The sequence below is a fragment of the Heliomarina baculiformis genome, from assembly GCF_019966545.1.
Classification (GTDB): Bacteria; Pseudomonadota; Alphaproteobacteria; order Rhodobacterales; family Rhodobacteraceae; genus Heliomarina; species Heliomarina baculiformis.
Genome location: NZ_JAIMIC010000005.1, coordinates 420,148 through 441,305 on the forward strand (window position 1 = coordinate 420,148; position 21,158 = coordinate 441,305).

The 21,158-nt window shown below is 61.2% G+C and carries 19 protein-coding genes; 10 read left to right on the forward strand and 9 right to left on the reverse strand.

What is annotated here, in order from left to right; all coding sequences use genetic code 11:
- Window positions 1–35: 35 nt before the first annotated feature.
- The gene (locus MF268_RS14100; protein ID WP_238371499.1) at window positions 36–638 is read left to right on the forward strand and encodes a LuxR C-terminal-related transcriptional regulator; all 603 of its coding nucleotides are present in this window, start codon (window positions 36–38) and stop codon (window positions 636–638) included.
- On the opposite strand, the gene MF268_RS14105 is transcribed toward MF268_RS14100, so the two are convergent.
- Window positions 635–1,498: an alpha/beta hydrolase gene (locus MF268_RS14105; protein ID WP_238371500.1), complete on the reverse strand. Its 864-nt coding sequence runs from the start codon at window positions 1,496–1,498 to the stop codon at window positions 635–637. The genes MF268_RS14100 and MF268_RS14105 overlap by 4 nt on opposite strands.
- Complete coding sequence (locus tag MF268_RS14110; protein ID WP_238371501.1) at window positions 1,498–3,606, reverse strand: TonB-dependent siderophore receptor; 2,109 nt, start codon at window positions 3,604–3,606, stop codon at window positions 1,498–1,500. Before MF268_RS14110 ends, MF268_RS14105 begins: the two co-directional genes overlap by 1 nt.
- Window positions 3,607–3,734: 128 nt before the next feature.
- Here MF268_RS14110 and MF268_RS14115 point away from each other — a divergent pair, with 128 nt between their 5' ends.
- The 9 genes from MF268_RS14115 to MF268_RS14155 all read left to right on the forward strand — a co-directional run bounded on the left by MF268_RS14115 (window position 3,735) and on the right by MF268_RS14155 (window position 13,419).
- On the forward strand, window positions 3,735–4,700 hold the full coding sequence (locus MF268_RS14115) for a helix-turn-helix transcriptional regulator (RefSeq protein WP_238371502.1): 966 nt from the start codon (window positions 3,735–3,737) through the stop codon (window positions 4,698–4,700).
- 142 nt (window positions 4,701–4,842) lie between these two features.
- The gene (locus MF268_RS14120; protein WP_238371503.1) at window positions 4,843–5,736 is read left to right on the forward strand and encodes a LysR substrate-binding domain-containing protein; all 894 of its coding nucleotides are present in this window, start codon (window positions 4,843–4,845) and stop codon (window positions 5,734–5,736) included.
- Window positions 5,737–5,917: 181 nt separating this feature from the next.
- Window positions 5,918–7,522 (forward strand): ABC transporter substrate-binding protein, encoded by a 1,605-nt coding sequence (locus MF268_RS14125; RefSeq protein ID WP_238371504.1) that lies wholly within the window; start codon window positions 5,918–5,920, stop codon window positions 7,520–7,522.
- A 61-nt stretch (window positions 7,523–7,583) separates the two neighbouring features.
- The gene (locus MF268_RS14130) at window positions 7,584–8,525 is read left to right on the forward strand and encodes an ABC transporter permease (protein ID WP_238371505.1); all 942 of its coding nucleotides are present in this window, start codon (window positions 7,584–7,586) and stop codon (window positions 8,523–8,525) included.
- Entirely contained in the window at window positions 8,522–9,373 is an 852-nt protein-coding gene (locus tag MF268_RS14135; protein WP_238371506.1) for an ABC transporter permease, read from the forward strand. Before MF268_RS14130 ends, MF268_RS14135 begins: the two co-directional genes overlap by 4 nt.
- Window positions 9,370–10,395 carry an ABC transporter ATP-binding protein gene (locus MF268_RS14140; protein ID WP_238371507.1) on the forward strand — a complete coding sequence of 342 codons (1,026 nt, stop codon included), beginning with the start codon at window positions 9,370–9,372 and terminating at the stop codon, window positions 10,393–10,395. Before MF268_RS14135 ends, MF268_RS14140 begins: the two co-directional genes overlap by 4 nt.
- The gene (locus MF268_RS14145; protein ID WP_238371508.1) at window positions 10,392–11,447 is read left to right on the forward strand and encodes an ABC transporter ATP-binding protein; all 1,056 of its coding nucleotides are present in this window, start codon (window positions 10,392–10,394) and stop codon (window positions 11,445–11,447) included. The genes MF268_RS14140 and MF268_RS14145 overlap by 4 nt, the downstream gene beginning before the upstream one ends.
- On the forward strand, window positions 11,444–12,436 hold the full coding sequence (locus MF268_RS14150) for a succinylglutamate desuccinylase/aspartoacylase family protein (RefSeq protein ID WP_238371509.1): 993 nt from the start codon (window positions 11,444–11,446) through the stop codon (window positions 12,434–12,436). The genes MF268_RS14145 and MF268_RS14150 overlap by 4 nt, the downstream gene beginning before the upstream one ends.
- Window positions 12,436–13,419: a peptidase C39 family protein gene (locus tag MF268_RS14155; RefSeq protein ID WP_238371510.1), complete on the forward strand. Its 984-nt coding sequence runs from the start codon at window positions 12,436–12,438 to the stop codon at window positions 13,417–13,419. The genes MF268_RS14150 and MF268_RS14155 overlap by 1 nt, the downstream gene beginning before the upstream one ends.
- A 51-nt stretch (window positions 13,420–13,470) precedes the next feature.
- On the opposite strand, the gene MF268_RS14160 is transcribed toward MF268_RS14155, so the two are convergent.
- The 7 genes from MF268_RS14160 to MF268_RS14190 all read right to left on the reverse strand — a co-directional run bounded on the left by MF268_RS14160 (window position 13,471) and on the right by MF268_RS14190 (window position 21,031).
- Window positions 13,471–14,430: a 2-hydroxyacid dehydrogenase gene (locus MF268_RS14160; RefSeq protein WP_238371511.1), complete on the reverse strand. Its 960-nt coding sequence runs from the start codon at window positions 14,428–14,430 to the stop codon at window positions 13,471–13,473.
- Window positions 14,431–14,433: 3 nt separating this feature from the next.
- Window positions 14,434–14,595, reverse strand: coding sequence for a hypothetical protein (locus MF268_RS14165; RefSeq protein ID WP_238371512.1), 162 nt, complete (start codon window positions 14,593–14,595; stop codon window positions 14,434–14,436).
- 1 nt (window position 14,596) lies between these two features.
- On the reverse strand, window positions 14,597–15,967 hold the full coding sequence (locus MF268_RS14170) for an amidase (protein ID WP_238371513.1): 1,371 nt from the start codon (window positions 15,965–15,967) through the stop codon (window positions 14,597–14,599).
- Entirely contained in the window at window positions 15,957–17,375 is a 1,419-nt protein-coding gene (locus MF268_RS14175) for a TRAP transporter large permease (protein WP_238371514.1), read from the reverse strand. Before MF268_RS14175 ends, MF268_RS14170 begins: the two co-directional genes overlap by 11 nt.
- Window positions 17,372–17,956, reverse strand: coding sequence for a TRAP transporter small permease subunit (locus MF268_RS14180; RefSeq protein ID WP_238371515.1), 585 nt, complete (start codon window positions 17,954–17,956; stop codon window positions 17,372–17,374). Before MF268_RS14180 ends, MF268_RS14175 begins: the two co-directional genes overlap by 4 nt.
- Before the next feature lie 77 nt (window positions 17,957–18,033).
- On the reverse strand, window positions 18,034–19,164 hold the full coding sequence (locus MF268_RS14185) for a TRAP transporter substrate-binding protein (protein ID WP_238371516.1): 1,131 nt from the start codon (window positions 19,162–19,164) through the stop codon (window positions 18,034–18,036).
- 298 nt (window positions 19,165–19,462) lie between these two features.
- Window positions 19,463–21,031 (reverse strand): MHYT domain-containing protein, encoded by a 1,569-nt coding sequence (locus MF268_RS14190; RefSeq protein WP_238371517.1) that lies wholly within the window; start codon window positions 21,029–21,031, stop codon window positions 19,463–19,465.
- Window positions 21,032–21,158 lie beyond the last annotated feature (127 nt).

Below are 21,158 nucleotides of genomic sequence, written 5' to 3' on the forward strand. Positions count from 1 at the left end.
GCAGGATCACCCGTGGCGCGCGCCGGAGCAATATAGTGGAACTACGTATCGACGAGGCATTTGCATCCGGAGACTTTGCCGGGATCGCTTTCGACTTTGCGCCGGTGGGGTTGGTGATTACGGAAAACCGTGTTATTCGCGAATGTAATCAAGCCTTTGCCGAGATGTTCGGCTATGAACGGGACGAGTTGCGCAATCAGGTTTTCGCAATGCTTTACCCCAGCGACGAGGAGTTCGTGAACATCCGCGACCGGGGCGTTCGACAGTTGCGCGAGAACAATACCTACTGGGACGAGCGCATCATGGCCCAGAAGAGCGGCACCCTGTTCTGGTGCCGCGTGCGGGGGCATTCCTTTACGCCCGAAGATCCACTGATGCGGGCGGTCTGGAGCTTTGCGGACCTGTCGGCCACCCGTCCCTATGTACCGCTGAGCCGGCGTGAGCGAGAGATCATTTCCTACCTGTCGGACGGGTTGACCAGCAAGGAAATCGCCCGGCGGCTGGATATTTCGCACCGGACGGTCGAGGTTTACCGCGCGAAGCTGCTGAAGAAATTCGGCGTCAACAATACGGGCGGCTTGTTCCATTCGCTCGGCGGGATCGGCAGCGATCACGTGGTGTCGCGCAGCGGCGACTAGTTCACTGGCGTCTCCCAGAGAAAGCTGACGGCGCGGACGAGGAAACCAGTGACAGATGCCCCATGGGTCGCGCCGGGAATTTCCATGAAAGGCGCGTTGAGTTTGTCGGACATGCGCTGCGCGCGCCCGACCATGTCACGTTCGCGCAGGCGGGCGATCCGGTCGGCAGGCTGGCCTGCCGCCAGCGCAGCCTCGGGCGTTTCAAGCGCGCCCACGGTGATCAGGACCGGGGCGCCATCGGCCTTTGCGGCTTTTTCCAACGCCTCGGGATCGGTCCAGATCGAGGGGCTGCCCGCCGCGACATGGGAAAACAATCCGGGCTGCGCATTGCGGGCCTGAAGCGCGAAGACGCCGCCAAAGCTGTGGCCAAGGATCATACGGTGATCCGGGTCTATGCTGAGGCGGCCCTCGATCCGTGGAATAAGCTGGTCGCGGATTATGGCGAGTGTAGCCGCCCTGCCCGGCCCGGATTTTTCCGGTCCGATGAGGTCGGTGCCGCGCCGGTCGAAATCGATCAGCGTGTCCGTGGGCCAACCGATGCCGACGATCACGGTGGGCTGCACGGCGGATTCAGCGAAACGACTGGCCTGCATCCTTTCGGTGTCGCGGAGCGTGCCAAAGGTCCAGCCCGCGTCGATGGCGTAGATGATGCCGTAGCCATCCGGTGGTGGCGGCGCATCGGGGATGGAGAGCAGGATCCGGAATTGAGAGAGCCCCTCGCCGATGTCGAAAACGGCTGTCTGCGCGGGGTGCCAAGGCGCGCCGAAAACCTCGGCGCGCGGGATCTGCTGGGCGCAGATATCGGTGGCGAGGCCCATCATTGCGAGTGATGCGGCCATGGCGGCGATATGTTTGCGCATCAGAAAGTTTTCGTCAGCGACAGATTGAACGTGCGCGGCTCACCCCGGAAGTTGAAGACCGTCGTGCTGCCGACGCGGGTGTAATAGTCGCGATCCAGCACATTATCGACACCGACGCGGAGCATAACGTCGTTGCCCAGATCCCTGGCCGCCATCAGATCGACGATGCCGTAGCCGGGCGCCTCGACACCGCGCGAGGAAAAGCCGGACAGCAGGGTCAGACGTCCACCAAAGCTCCAGCCCGCCATGGCACCCTGGGTCACGTCATAATTGCCGACCAGTTTGAACATATGCTCGGGCGTGTAGGTCGAGAAATCCTGACCCGCGCTGGTGCCGTTCAGATATTCTGTGTCGGTGTAGGTGTAGCCCCCAGCAAGATGCAGGTTGTCCATCACCTCGCCCGCGAGTGTCAGTTCGAGCCCGCGCGAGCGGACCTCTTCCTCGGCCACAAAGTAGTTGGTGCCGATCACTGACACCGGACGGTTGACCTCGCGCAGATCGAAGAGCGCGGCGGAGACGTCGAGACCATAGCCAAGGGTTGCCTTGACACCGATTTCGAACTGCTCGCCGGTGACCGGATCGAGAAGGCCCCCGGCGCTGTCGACTTCGGACTGGGGAATGAAGATTTCGGAATAGCTCGCGTAGAGCGTCGTGCTCGGGTTCAGATCATAGGTGACACCTGCAAAGGGCGTGACCTGCGCGTCGACGTCGAAGGTGTCGGAGGCAACCGCCCCGGTTGCAAGCGTCGTGGTCGAGGATGTGCCTTCGTACCAGCTTAGACGTGCGCCACCGATCAGGGTCAGCGGTTCAATCGGTTTCAGGCGGACCTGCGTGTAGAGACCTTTGGACGTGGAATCCGCATCGGTTCGCGTGCTGTAGGCCGCATTCGGCCGGGGCACGGCGCCGGTATCCCACGTGTCGAGATCCCATGTGCCCGCGATGCTGCCGCGCGCCTGCAGCATGGTGCTGTCGACCCTTTGCCAGTCGGCACCGACGATGGCGTTACCGTCCCAGCCGCCCAGCATGAAGGGGATTTCGGCATGCAGGTCGAGCGCGAGGCTGTCCTGATCGAAATCGCGGCCCAGCCACGCAATGCTTGAGATCGTGTTATCCGCCGCTGCGGCGGAACCGGAATACCCATACAGGAAATCAACGTCCTGCTGGGAATGGCGCAGCGAGAACTTGATGCGCGCGCCATTGTCAAAGTGATGTTCGGCCGCGACCACGGCATCGAGCGTTTCGTTCTCGAAATCGTTCCAGTCGAGAACCGTCGTCGTTTCCACGTCGGTCCAGATTAGCGAATTGTCCGCATAGGCGGGCAGACCGTTATAGGGCGTGATGTCGCGTTTCATCTGGCTGAGCGAGAAGGTCAGCGTGGTATCGGGCGTGATGTCCCATGCCAGCGCACCATAGAGCGATTGAACGCCGTTCTCGACCCCGTCGACAAAGCCGTCGCCGTCGCCATAGGCCGCGACGAAACGGCCACGAACGGTGCCGTCGGCGTTCAGCGCGTCGGACACATCGAATTCGACCCGCGCCTGACCGTTGGAATCGACCGACGCCGTGGCATAGCCTTGGAAGGCGGTCGCGGTGGCCTGTTTCAGGCGCATGTTGATCGAGCCTGCGGGTTCGCCGGTGCCGATGAAAAGACCGGCAGGCCCCTTGAGGATTTCGACGTGGTCGACGATGGAGAGATCGGGCTGGGTGCCGTAGATCGAGCTGACCGGCGCGGGCAGACCATCGAAATAGAGATAGTCGAATTCATAGCCGCGCGAGAAGATCGAGGAACGACCGACGTTATTGTTCAGGATCATGATGCCGGGCGTATCGGCCAGCGCCTCTTCGAGCGCGGTGTAACCGCCATCCTTGATCTGCTTGCTGGTGATAACGGTGGTGGACTGCGGTACTTCACGCGGGCTCATCGCCGCTTTTTCGCCGACCGAGATGAGATCGGTGGTGTAGCTGTTGGTGCCTTCCGTCTCATAGCTCGACCCGAGCACGGTGATCGGGTCAAGTTCGATCACGTCCTGTGCTAGTGCGGGCCCGGCGATGACGGTGGTTGCCATCAGAACATGGCGGATTGAGCGATGCGGGAGTCGGCGCGTCATGGTATCCTCGAATTCCTACTATTTTTATCAAGAAATAAGAGGTAGGACCGGGACAGACCAGCCGAATACCTTTTCGATACGGTCAGAGATATGCTTGAAACCGTCAGTTTCTTTGGGGGACGGCTTAAATGACACCGATCAGCGTTGGTCAGATCAGGCAGAATGCGCAGCCCGCGATTCAGGATTTCGGGGCGACCCTGCCGGAAGATCACATCGTTCTGCGGGGCGGCCGGTTTGGCACGCGGACACCTTCGGGGCTGACGGTGAATTTCCAGAACACCCGTGTCGAGACGGATTTCGAGACCCGTATGTTACGCCCGGCTAATGTCATTCTGCACATGGTGCTGGAGGGACATGTTCGCGGTATGATCGGGCCGGATGTGCTGGAATTCGGACGCCGGATGGACGAGCCGGTGCGCATCGTGATGAGCGCGCTGGCACGGCCTGCCGAATTCCGCCGGCGGTTGGAGCGTGGCGAGCCCATGCAAAAACTCTCGATCATATTGTCGTGGGACTGGCTGGAAGCGCGCGGGGTAGATCCGTCAGAAGTGATGCGCGGCCAGCTGCATCGGCTTGACTCCTGGGTTGCCGCGCCTGCGGATGTGGCCCGTGTACGTGCTTTTGTCAGCGGGCGAGCCTCGTCAAGTCCCACGCAGGAGGCGCTCGACCTGATTGAACGGGAAACGCTTGCCATGTCAGTGATCCGGCATGTTCTGGGGGCGCTGCTGACTGAGACAGACGGGTTGCGCCCGCAGGAACGCGACCGGTTGCTGCGAATGGAGAGCTTTGCAAGCCGTCCCGGCCCCCTGCCCGCGCTGGACACCATCGCGGCGGTTGGTGGCATGAGCGTGTCTTCGATGCGCCGGCTGTTTCAGAAAGCCTATAAGCAATCGGTTCTGGCAAGACTGCGCGAGACACGGTTCGATCAGGCCTCAGAGGCGCTGCGCCGGGGCATGCCCGTCAGCAAAGCCGCCGAACTGGCCGGATATGAAACCGCGACGGCCTTTGCGACCGCCTATCGGAAGAAAACCGGGATCAGCCCGTCGCTTGTGCAGAAGGACCGCAGGGAGTTGGGCGATCGTTCATCCGGTTAAAGGCAGTGATGCTGGCTTCGGTGCCTGGCTCTGAGGGCGGATGTGGTTTGTGTCAGGCGCTTTGGCTTGAATTCGGTGACAGCCCGCTTGCGGCCCGCGCGGCTTGGTGCTCTGGTGAATAAAACCACCTGAGATCAACGCCATGCGCCGTGTTCTGCCCTCACTCCCTTCGCTTACTGTTTTCGAGGCTTCGGCGCGGCACGGGAGTTTCACCCGCGCGGCGGAAGAGCTGAACATGAGCCAGTCCGCCGTGTCCAAGCGCATCGCCGCGCTCGAGGACTGGCTTGGCACGCGACTTTTCGAGCGGGTTCGGCAACGGATCGTTCTGACCGAGGCGGGGCAGCATTACCTTAGCCGTGTCCGGGAAGCGCTAGAAATCATGGAAGAAGCGACGATGGAGACGCTGGCTTTCCGGCCCGGTGGTCTGTCGCTGAACATCGCGACCCTGCCGTCATTCGGCAACCACTGGCTGTTGCCGCGCATCGTCGGCTTTACCAAGCAGCACCCTGAAATCTCGCTGAACGTCACCTCGCGCCAATGGCCGTTTGACATGGTGCAGGAAAATATCGATGCCGCGATATTCTATGCGGAGGCCCCCTGGCCCGGCGGGCCGTCGGATCTGTTGTTCGGCGAAGACATGATTCCCGTCTGCCGTCCGGGCCTGATCGATCCGGAAGATGTGGCGGCGCTCGAGATGTTGCCGCTGCTGCATCACCGCGCCCGCCCGCGTGACTGGCAGCACTGGTTGGAACAGGGCGAGCTGAACAGCGCAAATGCCTTTCGGGGCAGCCGGTTCGAGACCTTTGACATGATCATTCGCGGCGCTCGCTATGGGCTGGGGGTCGGGCTGATCCCGAGTTTCATGGCGCAGGAGCATATCAATGCCGGGGAACTGGACCGCCCGTTTGTACGAAGCATGCGCAACGCCGGTTCCTATTACCTCGTGCATCCTGAGAAAAAGCGCCACCTGTCCACGCTGACCGCGTTCCGGGAATGGATCCTTGTGGAAGCCGCGGGGTGGAACAGGCACGCCTGAAGGTCATTCCCCAGGGGAATGAATCCACGCAGAATCATCGTTTGGCCGCAATGCAGCATGAGCGTAGCGTAATCCGCACAACAAAGCCCTGATCCGAAACGCCCCGCGAATCGTTCATGACCTGCGGGACTGGAAAAAGGGCAAGGATATTCGCCCTATAGCCCCAACAGGAGCACCCAAAATGACTGACCAACGCCCGTTTCCGGGTATCGCCTTCCGCCTTGCCGGTTTTGCCAGCGCCGCCGCGATTGCCTGCGCCAGCGCTGCCGCCGCGCAGGATGCCGGAACCGTTACCATTGGCCGCACCTCGGATGCGGATCGCTATGACCCGCAACGCTCGTCGGCGCTTGCCGCGGCCGAAGTGCTTTACATGATCGGCGACACGCTGGTCACGCTCAGCTCGGATCTGAAAACGGTCGAGCCTGCGCTAGCGGAAAGCTGGGACATCTCGGAAGACGGGCTGACCTATACGTTTCACCTTAAAGACGGCGTCACCTTTTGCGACGGCAGGGCATTCACCGCGCAGGATGTGGTCGGCAGCATGGAACGCTGGCTGACGCCCGACGGTCCTTATGTCAGTACGTGGAAGGCGGGCATTGTCGACAGCGTCACCACGCCCGATGACCTGACCGTGGTCTACAAACTCAAGGCGCCGAGTTCCGGGCTGTTGTACCAGATGGCGCAGTTCAACTTTATCATCATCGACCCGGAACAGGCGGAGAGCCTTGGCGATGATTTCGGTGTGACGGCGTTTAATGGCACCGGTCCGTTCTGCTTTGAAAGCTGGAACCCGAATGACAGCGTCGTTCTGAGCGCGCATGAAGGGTACAGCTGGGGCAGCCCGGCGCTTGGCAATACCGGACCTGCGAAAGTGGACAAGGTCGTCTGGAAGATCGTGCCCGAAGAGGCCACGCTGGCCGCAAGCCTTCAGGCCGGAGAGATCGACGCATCCTATTCCCTGCCGGCATGGTCGATTGCCCAGTTCGAGGCCGACCCGTCGGTGACCCTGCTGCAACCCGAAGCGGCCTTCCGCACCCATTACCTTGGCATGAAAGTCACCCGCGATTTCATGAAGGACATCCGCGTGCGTGAAGCGGTCAGCCATGCCATCGACCAGTCGGCCATCGCCGATGCGATCTTTTTCGGCACGGTCGAACCGACCGAAAGTTATTATGCCGAGGAAGCGCTGGATTACGACCCGAGCATCGACACAACGCCTTTCGCCTATGACCCTGCCAAGACCGAAACGTTGTTGACCGAAGCCGGGTTCACCAAAGGCGACGACGGGTTCTGGCAAAAGGACGGCACTCCGCTCACGCTGACCTATTACGGGTTCAACACCTCGCGCGAGCAGGCGGAAACCGTCCAGGGCGATCTGCGCAAGGCCGGGATCAATCTGAATGTCGAACTGTATGACTCGACCGCGATCTGGGCGAAGCTGCGCGAGCAGACCTATGATCTTTACCAGATGGACTACCCCTATCTGAACGCCGGTGACGCGCTGAACCTCTATTTCGCCTCGTCCTCGGTGCCCTCGCCCAACCGGATGATGTGGGAAGACGAAGAGACCGACCGTCTGCTTGAAGCGGGCAACAGCGCGGTCAACGCGGACGCGCGCGCCGAGGCGTTCATGGCGCTTGGCAAGCATCTGCACGAGGCAATCCTTTGGAAACCGCTTTTGCTTGAAAAGCCCACGGTTGCCATCGGTCCGCGACTGGTTCCGTTCGAACCTGCGGGCATCTCGGGTGCGGCCTTTGGGACCGGCCTGAACCTCGAACTGCAATGACGACCACCACTCACGGCCACGGCCCCCTCACGGGGCCGTGGCAATTTTCGGAGCGTTATTGATGTTCTCACGACTGATCCACAGAGGCGTCACCTCGCTGATCGTGCTGACCGGAGTCTTGCTGATCGGGTTCCTGATGCTGCAGGTGATCCCTGCGGACCCGGCAGTGGCCATCGCGGGTCCCCAAGGCACGCAGGAAGAGATCGACGCGATCCGTCGACATCTCGGGCTTGATCAGCCGGTGCTGCTGCAATTCGTCTGGTATATCGAACGTGTGCTTTCCGGCGACATGGGCCGGTCGGTGATCAACAACGCCTCGGTATCGGGAGAGCTTCTCCGGGCGGCGGGCCCGACCATCGAGCTGCTGGCGGTTGCGATGCTCTGGGCCGTGCCGACCGCGCTGGGGCTTGGTATTCTTGCCGCCCTGCGCCGGGGCGGAATCGTGGACCGGCTGGTGATGGCCGTGTCGGTGATGGGTGTGTCCATTCCGGTATTTTGGGTTGGTTTGCTGATGATCCAGTTTGCCGCCCGCACCCGTGCCTTTCCGGTTCAGGGACGCGGCGGACCGCTCTGGACGATTGACGGGTTGTCCCACATCATCCTGCCCGCGATTGCGCTTGGGCTGATCCTTGTCGGACCGATTGCGCGGATGACGCGAACCACCCTGTCGGAATCGCTTTACGCGGATCATGTGCGCACGGCGCGCGCCAAGGGCGCGTCCGAGGCGCGGGTCATCATACACCATGCGCTGCGCACCGCGCTGTTGCCGATCATCACGCTGATCGGGCTTCAGATCGGCACCCTGCTGGGCGGTGCGGTTGTGACCGAGACCATCTTTTCATGGCCCGGGGTCGGTCGGCTGGCCGTCGGGTCGATCATTGCCGGTGACTATCCCATGGCGCAGGGGGCCATCGTGTTCCTCGCCTCGGCCTTTATCCTCGTGAACATCACCGTGGACATATTCAACGAATTGGCGGACCCGCGGATCGGAGCCAAGACATGACCGACGCAACCGTCTTTGCCGCGCGCGGCCGTACCTGGCGCAGGCTGCGTCGCAACCCGATGATGACGCTGGCGCTTGGCGTGCTGGTGCTGATCACGCTGGCTGCCATCCTTGCGCCCGCTTTGACACCTTTCGACCCCTACGAGACCAACATCCGCGCGCGGCTGAAACCACCGGGCGACGGTCATATCCTCGGGACCGACAGTCAGGGGCGCGATCTGCTGACGCGGCTGCTGTACGGCGCGCGCACCACGCTTTTGATCGGTCTTGTCGGCACCGGGTTCGGGGCGCTGCTTGGCGGTACGATCGGGTTGTGCGCTGCCTTTTACCGGCGGCTGGATTCCGTGCTGATGCGGATCATCGACGTTTTTCTTTCGTTTCCGTCGATCCTGTTCGGCCTGTCGCTGGCAGCAATGCTTGGCCCCGGGCTTGATAGTCTGATTTTTGCCGTGGGGCTGTCGGTGATGCCCGGCATCGCGCGGATTTCACGGGGCGCGGCGCTGTCGATCATGGCTCAGGATTACATGGACAGCGGTCGCGCCATCGGCCTGCCCGACCGGCGGCTGCTGAGCGGGTATCTTCTGGCCAATGCCTATCCGCCGATCCTCACCTATACGACGCTGGCCTTTGGCGACGCGGTATTGCTGGCCGCAACGCTCGGGTTTCTCGGGCTGGGGCTGCAACCGCCGACGGCGGAGCTTGGCTCTATCGCCGCCGAGGGGCGTTCGTTTCTGTTCCTTGCGCCGCATGTGTCGACGGCGGCCTCGGTGATGATCTTCGTGATCGTGTTGTCCTTTAACCTTCTGGGCGATGCGCTGCGCGATGCGGGCGACCGGAGATCGGTATGAAACAGATGACGATTTCGAAACAGGCGGGTGTCGCGGCGCCGCTTTTCTCGGTCGAGAACCTGTCAGTCAGTTTTTCCACCGACAGCGGGCCGCTGCTGGCGCTCGACGATGTAAGCCTTTCGATCCATCCGGGCGAAACCCTTGCGGTGGTCGGGGAAAGCGGATCCGGCAAGTCGGTTCTGTCCCTTGCGATCATGGGGCTGCTGCCACCAACGGCAAAGGTCAGCGTTGGGCATATGCGCTATGACGGGCGCGATCTGGCCGGGCTGGACAAGACCGCCCGGCGCGACATGCGCGGCAAGGAAATGGCGATGATCTTTCAGGAGCCATCGACCGCGCTGAACCCGGTGAAACGCATCGGCGATCAGCTTGTCGAAGCGATCCTGCTGCATGAGCCGATGCCCAAGGCCACGGCAAAGACTCGCGCGGTCGAAGCGCTCGCCGCGACCGGGATACCCTCGCCCGAGATAAGGGCGCGTGCCTATCCCCACGAGCTTTCGGGCGGCATGAGACAGCGGGCGCTGATCGCGATGGCCCTGATCCACCGGCCCCGGTTGTTGATCGCGGATGAACCGACAACGGCGCTGGACGTGACGGTTCAGGCGCAGATCCTTGACCTGATCCGGGACCTTGGCCGCGAAACTGGCACGGCGACGATATTCATAACACATGACATGGGCGTGGTGGCCGAGATGGCCGACCGCGTGGCGGTTCTTTATGCGGGGCGCATGGTCGAGACCGCGCGGGCAAGCGATTTGTTCACCAGTCCCGAGCACCCCTATACGCTCGGTTTGCTCGGCTCGATGCCGCAGCTGAACCAGCGGGGCGCGCCGATGCTGCCGATCAGCGGGACAGTGCCCGACCTGCGGCGCATGCCGAGCGGATGCCATTTCCACCCGCGCTGTCCCTTTGCACAGGCGCGTTGCGTCGAGGAAAGACCGGGGTTGCGGGCGCTTGACCGGGGTCGCCGCTCGGCCTGCCATTTCGCGCCGCTTCTGGAAACGCTTGGGGGGCAGGCATGACGCTTTTGACGCTTAAGCAGATTACCCGAGATTTTCACCTGCGCGGCGGGTTATTTGGCGGACGTCGGGTGTTGCGGGCGCTTGACGGGATCGACCTTGAGATCGCGCGCGGCGAGACACTGTCGCTGGTCGGAGAATCCGGCTGTGGCAAGTCCACGCTGGGCCGGATCGTGGCCGGGCTGCAAAGCCCGAGTTCGGGCGAGATCCTGATCAACGGTAAACCGGCGCTGAAGGGCAAGGCCCGGGCGCGCCAGATACAGATCGTGTTTCAGGACCCGTTCGGGTCGCTGAATCCGAAAATGTCGGTGGGCGCGCTGATTGCCGAACCGGCAACGCTGCACGGGTTGATAAGCCGTCGCGATGCGCCGCAACGGGTGCAGGAGTTGATGCGGCTGGTAGGGTTGCGCGGCGCGCTTGCGGAGCGGTTTCCCCATGAGCTGTCCGGCGGGCAGCGGCAGCGGGTCGCGCTGGCACGGGCGCTGGCAACCGAACCGGAGCTGATCGTCTGTGACGAGGCGGTGTCGGCGCTGGATGTATCGGTTCAGGCGCAGATCGCCAACCTACTGCAGGACATCCAGAAAGAGACCGGCATCAGTCTTTTGTTCATCTCGCACGGGCTGTCGCTTGTCCGCCATATCTCGCACCGTCTGGCTGTCATGTATCTGGGGCGGATCGTAGAACAGGGCGAGGCGCAACAGGTTTTTGCCAATCCGCTGCACCCCTATACCCGCGCGCTGATCTCGGCAACGCCGGAACCCCTTCCCGGCACGGGCGCGAAACGGCTTGAGCTTGAGGGCGAGATCCCAAGCCCGCTTGCCCTGCCCTCGGGCTGCACGTTCCGAAGCCGGTGCCCCCACGCGACCGAGCGTTGCGCCGCTGCGCAGCCCCCGCTGGAGGCGACCGGCCACGCCGCCGCCTGCTGGCATATAGACAGCCTGCCCGACTATGCGGCGCGCCAGACCACACCGCCGGAACGCATGCGGGCCGCGCTCGATCTTTACCGTTTGGCGGCTGCGCGCCGCACGCACCCCCTTGAGGAGACCATCAATTGACCAACCCGATCTGGGCAACCGTAGATTTCGAGGCCGAAGGATATCAGACCGGTGATCTCTGCCTGCCGCATTCGGTCCATCGTTCGGCCTATGGCGTTCTGACCATTCCTGTTGCGGTCATGTCCAACGGTCAGGGACCGACGGTTCTGCTGACCGGTGGCACCCATGGGGACGAATATGAAGGCCCGGTTGCGATCCGGCGTCTGCTGAGTTCGCTGTCGCCAGAGCAGATAAAGGGCCGGATCATCGCCATTCCGATGCTGAACGCCCCCGCCTTTCGCGCCGGCCTGCGGACCTCGCCCGAAGATGGCGGCAATCTCAACCGCTCCTACCCCGGCGATCCGGCGGGCGGGCCGACCGCGATCATCGCGCATTATGTCTCGAGCGTGTTGCTGCCGATGGCCGATTACTACCATGACACCCATGCGGGCGGTTCTTCGCTGCAATACCTGCCATTCGTGTCGACCCGTCGCAGCGGCGTGCGCGAGCTGGACGATACCGCGCTTGGTGCAGCGCGGGCCTTTGGGGCGGAGCGGATCGTGATCTGGGATTATTCGCCGGACCCGAGACTGTCCACATCGGAAGCCAACCGGCAGAAGGTCGTGTCGCTTGGCGGAGAGTTCGGCGGCGGCGGATCGGTGTCGCGCAGTGGCGTGCATCTTGTCGAGCGCGGGTTGCGGCGGCTGCTGGCCCATTGGGGCATTATCGAGGAACCGGTGCCCGACCTGCCCGCAGCGGTCGAATACCGCATCGCCGGGCGCGACTACTATGTCTACGCGACCCGAGCCGGTGTGTTCGAACCTGCGGTTGACCTTGGCGACAAGATCGATGGCGGCGCGCTCTGCGGCACGGTCTGGAGTACCGACGATCTGGCCGACGCGCCGCAGGAACAGCGTTTTCACCGCGAAGGCACCGTGTTTTGCCTGCGCCATCCCGGGCTGGTTCAACCCGGGGATTGCCTTGCCCACCTAGCGACCGAGGTTGCCTGATGCCCGAAGATTTCCCACACTCCGCTTTTGATATGTCCCCCGAAGCTTTGCCTGCCGGGGCATTCCCTTCCCCGCGACCGGAGGCGGCGCATATCTTTGCCGTGGGCATCGGTGATCCCACGAGCCCGCGCGGCTACGCGGTTATGCGGCAGCGGCGTACCGCTGCAATGGTGATGATCATCGGCTGGGAATGCGACCGGGCGGATGCAGAGGAAATGGCACAGGCTGTTGAAACCTTGGCGAAGGATCGGGGTGCCATCCTGATCCGCGCGGCCACGGAGCTGACCGGTGCGATTGACGCGCTGGCGCTGGCGGACACAGGCCGCGGCTATGCGCAGCGTTGGCTTGGCACGGCCATTGATAGCGCGCATGACACCGGTCAGTTCACCCAGACGACAGGGTTCACCTGCGGACCCGTCTCGCTTGCGATGGCCTTGACCGCCGATGTGAACCGCAGCCTTGAAGTTGAGATCTGGCGAGAAGCCACGACAATGATCGGTCTGACCGGCCCGGGCGGTTGCGATCCCTATGGGCTGGCCCTTGCCGCCGCGCGCCGTGGGTTCGATGTTACGCTATGGTTCGATGCAGGTGAGGCTGTGCTGCTGGACCGGGCCAACACGGACGAGAAAAAGGATCTGATGCGCTTTGTGCAGGCAGAGTTTCGCGAAAAAGCGCAGGAGACCCTGCTGGTTCTGGACACGGCAATGACTGAGCAGACCCTGTCAGAAGTGGTTGGCAAAGGGGCGCAGGTACTTTTACTGATCGACCAGTGCCATACTCATGATCACCACGCCCCGCATTGGATCCTCGTCCATGCAGAGCAGGATGGCATCTTTCTAGTCAACGATCCTTGGGCCGAGCCGGACGATGGCGAAACGGTTGCCGACGTGGACGAGATCCCCATCGCGCGGGAAACGCTCATGCAGATGGCGGCCTATGGGGACCCGGCCTATCACGCGGCAATCGTTCTGGAAGAACACTAGCGACGGGGCGACGTCATGCCCGGAGGTGATGCCAATTGTAAGCCCGGGTTTCTAGAGTTGATCCGGCGGAGTGTCACCCCGGAAGAACGCATCGAGATTGTCCAGTGCCTTGAACCCCATGGCGTCTCGAGTGCTGACCGTCGCGCTGCCGACATGGGGCATCATCACGATATTGTCCCGCGATGAGAAATCAGGGTTCCCGCCGGGTTCGGTGACAAAACAGTCGAGACCAGCGGCGGCAAGCTGGCCGCTGTCGATTGCTTCCAACAATGCCGCCTCATCGACAAGCGAGCCGCGCGCGGTGTTCACAAGGACGCTACCCTTTGGCATCTGCGCCAGCGTGTCGGCATTGATGATGCCAGTGGTCTGTGGCGTCGCAGGAGAATGCAGGGAGAGAAAATCGGAGATCGCGAGCAGGCTTTCGAGATCTTCGTGGTAAGTCGCACCTGCCTCGTCTTCGGACGATAGGCGGGAGCGGTTGTGGTAGTGGATCTCCATGTCAAAACCGCGGGCCTTTCGGGCAAAGGCACGGCCTACCCCGCCCATGCCGATGATACCGAGCCGCGCGCCGGTCACCTGCTTGCCGACCATAAAGGCGGGCGACCAGAAGTCCCAGTTACCGGAACGCACGACCCTGTCTCCGGCCACCGCATTTCGCGCTGCGGCCAGCATCAGCATCATGGCAAGCTCGGCGGTGGCATCCGACAGAACGCCGGGCGTGTTTGTTACAACGATCCCCTTGTCCTTGAGCGCCGGGAGATCGCAATGATCCACGCCGACGGAATGGTTGGCGACGATCTTGAGCCGCGGGTCCAGCTTGGCGACGACGTCCGCCGAGAAATGCTCGGAATGACAGGGGATCATGCCGTCGACTTTGGCGCTTATCCTGATGATGTCTTCTGCCGTTCCGGGACGGTCAGCTTCGTCCCAGATGACGTCATAGTCGCGCTGCGCCCGTTCAAGCGTCGCGTCGGACAGGGTTCTGGTGATCCAGATGACAGGTTTCGACATATGTCAGGACTTTTTGTTCTTGCTGGAGGTGAAGAAGTCATAGGCCACGAAGGCCAGCGTCACGAGGACCACGATGATGAGGTCTGGGCTTGGTACCTCGAAAGCGAGAATAGCCAGAAAGGCCGTCAGGGTGAGAAAGGCGATAAGCGCCAGCCAACGGTTCATTTCAAACTCCTTCCGATGCGTCTTGGGCGCACCAATCGAATAGCCATTGTGCATGGCGCATCAGGCGGGCGTCGTCCCCACGCGCGCCGACAAGCTGCACGCCCATGGGCAGGCCTTCTTGCGAGGTCAGCAGCGGCAGGTTGATGCAGGGCACGCCGCAAAGTGTCCAAAGCCCGTTGAAGATGGGATCGCCTGTTGTGTTCAGCCCTTTGGGCGCGGGGCCGGGTGCAGACGGACACAGGATCGCGTCGCAACGCGTGAAGATCTCGCCCAGAGCAGCATTCAGAACTTTCGGGTAGTCGAGAGCCGAAAGGTAGTCGCGGGCGAGGGTCGCGTTGCCCTGCTCTATCGCCTCGCGTGTCACGTCCGAAATCTGGTCCGCCCCGTCGCGACCGTACCGGTAATAGTGATAGGACATTTCGGCCATGTTGATGACGGACCGCTTTTCACTGGCCGTGTCGAACACGCCCGGCAAGGGCAACTCGAAAACCTGCTCGCCCAGTGCCTCGAGCAGTTCGCCAAAAGCTTCCTTTAGCTGATCGTCGGCGTTTTCCCAGCCCGGCGGGCGGACGAAGCCAAAGACAGGTTTCAGCCTCGGCTTGGTCGCGGCGGCAGCGGCGAGCGCCGGCGCCGGTTCGAAGTGGGATGCCGGGTCTTCCTGGTCGTGACCCAAAAGAACCTCGGCCAGCAGCGCCGCCCCGGCGGGATCGCTGGCGAAAACGCCGACCGTATCCAAGGACGGGGATTGGGTCAGGATACCGCGACGCGGGATGGCGCCAAAGCTGGGTTTGTAGCCCGTCACGCCACAGAAGGACGCCGGTCTGATGACGGAACCGCCAGTCTGGGTGCCGATGGCCAACGGGACCATGCCATCCGCGACGGCTGCCGCCGAGCCCTGCGAGGAACCGCCGGGCGTATGGGCCGTGTTGTGAGGATTCGCGGTCTTGCCCGGATGCATGAACGCAAGTTCGGTGGTTACCGTCTTGCCCATGATGATCGCGCCCTCTTTCTTGAGCCGTTCGACCACGTAGGCGTCCTTGAGCGGCACCCGGCCTGCGTCCATCGTACAGCCGTTTTCCGTGGGGATGCGGGCAGTATCGATGATATCCTTGAGGCCCACCGGCAATCCGTGGAGACGGCCAAGCGGACGCCCTGCCCGTCGGTGCGCATCCAAAGCGCGTGCCTGACTTCGCACGAAGTCGGGATCGAACCATGCCCATGCGCCGACCTCGGGCTCGCGCGCCTCGATCCTTGCGATATAGGACTCGACCAGCGCGAGCGCGTCGAGCGCGCCCGAGGCGAGACGGTCGCGCAGGAGCGTCACGCCATGGGCCTCGATCCGGGTTTCCTTTTGTCTTGCTTCAGCGCCCATAGAACAGATCCGGCAGGTAGAAGACGATCGACGGGAAGACATACATCAGCACCATCGACAGGATAACGCAGAAGAGGAACGGCATGACCCCGGCAAAGATCTGGGTCAGGCGCACCTCGGGCGGTGCGATGCCCTTGAGGTAATAGGCCGACATGGCCATTGGGGGCGTCAGGAAACTGGTCTGCAGGTTCAGTGCCACGAGAATGCCGAAAAACAGCGGATCAATCTCGAATACCGCGAGCAAGGGCAGGAAGATCGGCACGAAGATGATGATGATCTCGGACCATTCGAGCGGCCAGCCGAGCAGGAAAATGATAAGCTGCGCAAGGATCAGGAACATGATAGGGGAAAGGTTCATCGACTGGACGAATTCCGAGATGACATGTTCACCCCCGAGGTAGGAGAACACCGCCGAGAAGGTGTAGGAGCCGACGAAGAGCCAGCATACCATCGCAGTCGTGCGCACGGTGAGGTAGACGCTTTCACGCATGCGCTGCCATGTCATCGCCCGGTAGATGAAGGCGAGGAAGATGCCGCCGAGTGCCCCGATGGAGGCAGCCTCGGTCGGGGTGGCCAAGCCGAAGAGGATCGAACCGAGAACCGCAAAGATCAGGAAGGCGAGCGGCACGAAAGACGTGACGATCATCAGCAGCAGCTTGCCCATCGGCATATCGGGCACTTCGTCATCGGTGGGACGTGGTGCTGAGGACGGTTGCAGGATCGACCGGCCGACGATGTAGATCAGGTAGAGACCAACGAGAGTGAGACCGGGAAAGAGCGCCGCCGCGTAGAGCCGGACGATGGAGACATTGGTCGCGGCTGCGTAGACGATCAGCATGATCGAGGGCGGGATAAGGATACCAAGCGTACCGCCTGCACAGATGATGCCCGACGCGAAGGAAGGGTTGTAGCGCGCCTTGAGCATGGCGGGCAGCGCCAGCAGGCCCATAAGGGTCACAACCGCACCGACTATCCCGGTAGCTGTCGCGAAGAGCGCGCAGGTGATGAGCGCCGCAACCCCCATCGAGCCGGGAATATTCTTAGAAGCGATGTTCAATGTGGTGAACAGCCGGTCGACGATATTTGACCGTTCCACGATGTATCCCATGAAGAGGAACAGCGGCACGGCTGTCAGCACTTCGTTCGACATCACCGTAAAGGTCTGGTTCACGAAGAGGTCGAATATTCGATTATTGAAGAAACCTTCTGCCCAGGTCGACCATTGCTCCCACTGGCCGGTGGTTTCGTCCAGCCGGTCAAAGCTGCGCCACATCCGGCGCGCGTCGAAATAAGCATAGTAGCCAAAGCCGATGCCCATGGCCATCAGGGTGAAAGCGATGGGAAAGCCGAGAAAAACGAAAACGATAAAAAGCCCAAGCATCATCAGGGCGATTTGAGGGTCGGTCATGTCAGATGGCCCTTTTCGGCCTTGTTGGCTTCGCGCATCATGAGGTCTTCGGTTTCGAACACATCCTCTTCCGCTTCGAGCCAGTAATTATCGCGCATGGCGAGTATGCATCGGCAGACCTGCGCAATGCCTTGAATGAACAGCAGGATTCCCGCGACGACGATCACCGTCTTGAACTGGTAGATCGGTACGCCTGCGGGGCTGTTGACCGAGACTTCACCGTATTGCCAGGATCGTGCCGCGTATTTCCAACCGGCGAGGATCAGCGCCGTGACGCCCGGAAAGAAGAACAGCAGATAGAGGACGATATCGATCTTGGCCTGCGTTCTGGGCTGCAGCAGGCGATAGAGGAAGTCCCCCCTCACGTGACCGCCCCGGGACAGGGTGTAGGCGCCGCCCATCATGAACAGCGTGCCATACATGATAAAGGACACGTCGAGCGCCCAGGCAGTGGGGCTGTTGAGTACGTATCGCACGAAAACCTCGTAGCCCGTACCCAGCGACATGAGCAGGATCAGCCAGGCAAAGGCCTTGCCGAACCATGCGGAAAGATTGTCGGCGAACCGAATGAAAGAAACCATGAAGACCCTTTGCCTCGCGCAGAGACCCCGGCACACAAGGTGCCGAGGCCGTGTGTTTCACCAATCAACAGGCCGTGTCAGAGTTTGATCTTGCCCGGGAAATAGTGGTCGTAAGCCAGACCGTAATCCGGGGAGTTCATCAGTTCATAATAAGACACGCGGCTGACCCAGTCGCGCTGGCTGTCGAGTGTCTTTTTCATGAACGGATCGGTTTCGAGTTCGGGGATCAGTTCGTCCCATGCCTTGAGCTGCGCATCGAGGATCTCTTTCGAGGTCCGGTGCACGGTGACGCCCGCATCGTTCTGCAGGAACTGAAGATCCGCCGAATAGCGGTCCATCGCCTTTGCGGTGTTGGCGGTTGAGGCCGCTTCGACCGCGTATTTCAGGATCGCCTGAAGATCCGGGTCAAGATCTTCGAGGAAGGTCCGCGAGAACAGGAACTCAAAGCTTTCGGACGCCTGGTGGTAGGACGACAGGTAATAGTTCTTGGCCACGTCCTGAGCGCCGAAGTCCTTGTCCGAGGACGGGTTGTTGAATTCAAACGCATCGATAACGCCGCGTTCCATCGCCGGGACGATTTCGCCGCCGGGCAACTGCGCCACGGACATCCCGAGCTTGGCCATCAGGTCTGCGGCCAGGCCGACGGTCCGGTACTTGAACCCTTGCAGGTCGCTGACGGAATTGACCTCACCCTTGAACCAGCCAAAGGGCTGCGCGAACATCGGGAAGCCCATGTAGCCGACGATGTCGAGGCCCATGATGTCCTGGGTAAGTTCGTCGTATAGCTCTTTGCCGCCGCCTTCGTAGAACCAAGACAGCATGGTTGTTGCGGAACCGCCGAAAACCGGCCCGGTGCCAAAGAGCGACGCGGCCTTGTTCTTGCCATACCAGTAGACGGGCACGGAATGCGCCGCGTCGATCAGGCCGTCGTTGACCGCATCCAGCACCTGGAACGCCGCAACCACAGCGCCAGCGGGCAGCACATCCACCTTCAGACGACCACCCGACATCTCCTCCACGCGGGTTGCGTAATCACGTGCGAATTCCTGCCAGATATTGGCGTCATTCCACGAGGTCTGCATCTTGATGACGATGGGTGCCTGCGCCAGAACCGCCGGTGCGGCCAGCATGCTCCCCGCTGCTGCCCCCCCGGCCAGAGCTGACTTCGTCAGAAATGAACGCCTGTTAAGGCTTGGTTTATTTGACATATTTTCTCCTCCCAAAGCGACCGCACATCCTTTTTCGAGGGGCGCTTGCGCGCCGGGATGTCGATCTAGTGTCTGACCGTAACGAAATGCATTCACTTGGCAAGACTCCAAAAGTATTAGCCTTTGAACGTCATTTTCCGGAACGGCGGGTGCATGGCACAGCTAAAACTGACGCTTTCGTCGCGTTGAATTGCCAGGGCGCATGGGAGGGATCTGCGCCCCTTGCGGTGCTTCTGTCGCACAGGTCGGCCGAGCGTGCGGCCCAGCAACAGATTGATTTATGCGTCGGGGCCAGTGTTCAGCCAGCCATGCGGAGGTTGCTCATTTCCAACCGTTTCACAGCCTCCGGCCCGACGCCCTCAACTGCGGAGGCGGGCATCGTAACCTTGAAGGTCGTGCCGGAGCCGACAACGCTTTCCACCGAAATGTCACCCCCATGTGCAATTGCAAGCTTTCGACAAATGGCGAGGCCAAGACCGGTCCCGCCCTCGGACCGGTTGTCCGCGTCCTCGATCTGCTGAAACGCATGGAAGATGACACCGAGGTTTTCTTCCTTGATGCCGCAGCCGTTGTCCTCGACTTCGATGGAGAACCCGTTTTCCTCGATCTTCCCGCGAATGAACACGTCGGATGACTTGGAGAATTTCAATGCGTTGCCGATGAGGTTGATCAGGATTTGCAGGCAACGACCGCGATCTGCATGGGCGACGATACCGTCGCTTTCCACATGGAGCGTGATCGATTTCTGATTTGCGAGTTCCTGAAACTGGTCTTCGGCCTCGGCCAGCAACTCTTGCACCGGGAAAGACGTCCGGATGAGTTTCGCATCGCCTAGTTCCATGCTGGTGTAATCGAGGATCTCGTTGATGAGCGTTAAAAGATGATTGGCCGCGACCGAGATTTTCTTTCCGTAAAGATCCACCTGCTCGCCCAGTTGCACGGCGGCAAGGTCGACTGTTCCCTCGGCGGGCGGCTTTTTCTGTTCATTGATTACCTTTAGCTGCGACAGAATACCGGAGTACCCCAGTATGATCGTCAGCGGTGTCCGCAGTTCATGGCTTAGCACGCTCATGAATTCCGATTTCGCGCGGCTTGCACTTTCAGCGGCATTTCTGGCGGCCGTCAGTTCGGCAATGCTTTCCATGCGCGTGCGGTTTTCCACCGCGTAGCTGAAAAGCGCACCCATGACGATGATGAGCGCAGTTCCCGTGATGGCAATTGCGAGCACTTTGAAAGCTTCGGGATTGACGAAATCGCCCGAGATGCTGAGCGGCGCGACGCGAAACGCCGTCATACCGGTAAAATGCAGGCTGACGATGGCGACCGTCAGCAGGATCGCCATCTGATATTCGCCCTGCTTTCTCGGCTTGCTTCCCAGATAAAGCGCGACCGAGGAAAAGAGGACGGACAGGATGATCGAGGCAATCAGGAAGTCTTCGCGCCAGTAGACGATACCCTGCACACGATAAGCGATCATACCGGCATAGTGCATGGCCGCGATCGCAAGACCGAAAATTGCGCCGCCGATCACCGGGGCGAACCGCATCTTGAGCGCGGAGGAAATGAAAATACCCATCGCGCTGCCCAGAACCGCGATCAACAGCGAGACAAAAGTGAGCCCGAGATCGAAATTGACCGGCACGTCCGGGCGAAATCCGAGCATCGCCACGAAATGCGTGCACCAGATCGAAACCCCAGCGGTCAGCGCCGTCAACAGATGCCAAGATATCGCCTGCCGGAATGACCGGTCCAGCGAATGGCGATAGAGTCGCGAGGTGACCCAGCTTCCGAAGGTGCACAGAATTGCAGCCAGAACAACCAGACTGATATCGTGCTGTACCGCGACGCACGAAAGAACTGTAATCATACTGCGTATTGCCTTTAGACGGGACTTCTCAGCGGCGTAGATTGGCGCAAACCGTGTCAAAGCTAGGGCTGAAACAAGCTTTCTCTGTGATGCAGCAAATCTGGTTATTGTGAGAATTTTATTGATT